The following is a 2,341-nucleotide window of genomic DNA, read 5'->3' as shown; positions in this document are numbered from 1 at the left end:
TTCTTATAATAGGCGGCGCTTTTCCATGTTCACAAAGTCTGCATCCAGAACACAGGCCAGGAAAAAAATTTGAATTTTCAGGATAACAATTTTAAGCAATGGCCGACAAATAGTCGAATAGTGTAGCGAAATAGTAAACTATACTTTTTTAAGCGCTGTACTAAATGAAGATAGAACAAAGGAGCAGAGAGTGAACGTGAAAAAAGCAAAGCTTCGGAAAAAGTCCAAACGACTTGCGACGACCCTTGTCCTGTTTTCGATCGCCACATTGCTGATTCTTAACCTCGTTTCGGCTGTCTGTATAGGAACACTGACCAGCTCTGGGATGAATCAGAAGCAGGATGCCTTTTTGCAGCAGACGACCCTTAGCGGCAAAAGACAAGTCGAGCAATTTATTGAACAGTATATTGGCATAACCGAAACACTGGCGCAGAGCACCCAACTGCAGCATGCGGTCACCGGCACTGCTCAGGACAGGCCCATATCTGGTACGCCGGAATTTTCGGAGGCTCTGGTACTTCTGCATCGTACCATGGAGGAATACCCGGATATCCTGGGAGTTGGCTTTGGCAGTCTCACGGAGGATTATATTTATAATCAGGAGGGAACACGGCTGAATGTGCTCTTGAGTGAGCGGCCCTATTTCCAGAATGCGAAAGAGGGCACTTACGTAACCCAGCCCTATATTGACTCGGCGACCGATGAAATGTGTGTATCGGTTGCAACCCCGCTTTCTGACGGTACGGCGACAGCTGGGCTTCTAATACTGGATCTGAAGCTGACACAGGTTTCCGACTTTTTGAAGGGAATGGATTTTGGGGAGAGCGGACGCATTGTGCTGCTGTCGGAAAACAACACGATCCTGGGCCACGAGAACCACGATATGATCGGCAAAAATTTTTCCGAACTCGACATCCAGGGGGAACTTTTGGAGCAGTTGGAGGAGCCGACCAATGAAATCGTAAACTACAAGCTGGACGGGGAGCCCTGCGTGGGTATCGTGCAGGAGCTTTCGGGCGGAGGCTGGAAGGTGCTCTCCAGCATGTCCAAGGCGGAGTATAACGCCCAAACAACCAAAACCACAGTTTCTCTTGTCCTGCTGCTTCTAGGCAGTACCGCCATTGTTGCCATCCTTCTATGGATCATCATTGTAAAGCGGCTGCGCCCGATCTCCCAGCTCAACGATGCACTGCGGGAAATGAGCATGGGCAATCTGCACATCGCAGTCACCCACAATGGAGCGGATGAGGTCGGTGAAATGGCCGAGTCCATGCGGGAATGTATCCGGAATCTTTCCGGCTATGTCAATGAGATTGACCGGGTCATGGGCTGCCTTGCGCAGGGGGATTTGACCATCCAAACAGACGTGGCCTTCCAGGGCGATTTCATGCCCATTCAGCATTCCATTGAAGGCTTTATCCAAAAGCTGAGTGCGGTAATGAGTAGTATCCAACTGGCTTCGGAGCAGGTGTTCAGTGGTTCTGACCAGGTATCCAGTGGAGCACAGGCCCTCGCACAGGGGGCAACAGAGCAGGCGTCGTCCGTTGAGGAGCTGGCGGCGGCAGTTACGGAGATTTCCTCTACGGTCAAAGAGAACCATGCGATTGTGAAGGATGCGGCCAGCGGCGCACTTCAAGTCAACAGCGACATTGTTGAGAGCGGCAAGAGAATGCGGCAGAGCCTGGCCTTTATGACGGAAATCAGGGAGCGCTCCAACGAAATCAGCCATATTATCAAAACCATTGAGGATATCGCATTTCAGACCAATATACTGGCCCTGAATGCAGCTGTAGAGGCCGCCCGTGCTGGACAGGCCGGAAAAGGCTTTGCGGTGGTTGCGGACGAGGTGCGCAGCCTGGCTGGGAAAACCGCTGAGGCTTCCAACTCCACAACCTCGTTGATTGCGGCCTCTCTCGCAGCTGTTGAAAAGGGAACGGAAAGCATGGAAACGACATCGAAATTTATGGAAAGCGTGGTAGAAGAAGCACAAAAGATTACTGATGTGTTCCAAAATATAGCGAATGCGTCGGAGCGCCAATCGGTCTCAATTGAGCAGGTCACGCAGGGAATTGACCAAATTTCCAGCGTAGTGCAGACAAATTCCGCAACAGCAGAGCAGAGTGCCGCAGTAAGTGAAGAGATTTCTGGACAGGCACAGCTATTGAAAGACATGCTGAACCGCTTTACCTTGCCTGATACTGCTGACTCCGCAAAGTAACCAGAAATTCGTTGAGTGTGTACCATAGAACACATAGGGGCCCGATACGGTCTCACAGCCACTCCTCACGGAACTGACACCTTTTTCAGATACGGCCGTGAAATGACGCTTGGAAAACAGTTG

At 50.8% G+C, this 2,341-nt stretch carries 1 protein-coding gene; it reads left to right on the top strand.

From position 1 onward, the window contains the following. Positions 1-190: 190 nt before the first annotated feature. Complete coding sequence (locus HMPREF0372_RS06760) at positions 191-2,218, top strand: methyl-accepting chemotaxis protein (protein WP_007490078.1); 2,028 nt, start codon at positions 191-193, stop codon at positions 2,216-2,218. Positions 2,219-2,341: the final 123 nt, after the last annotated feature.

It is taken from the genome of Flavonifractor plautii ATCC 29863 (assembly GCF_000239295.1).
Classification (GTDB): Bacteria; Bacillota; Clostridia; order Oscillospirales; family Oscillospiraceae; genus Flavonifractor; species Flavonifractor plautii.
Note: the sequence above shows the minus strand (reverse complement) of the source record. Positions and strands in the feature narration are given on the sequence as shown.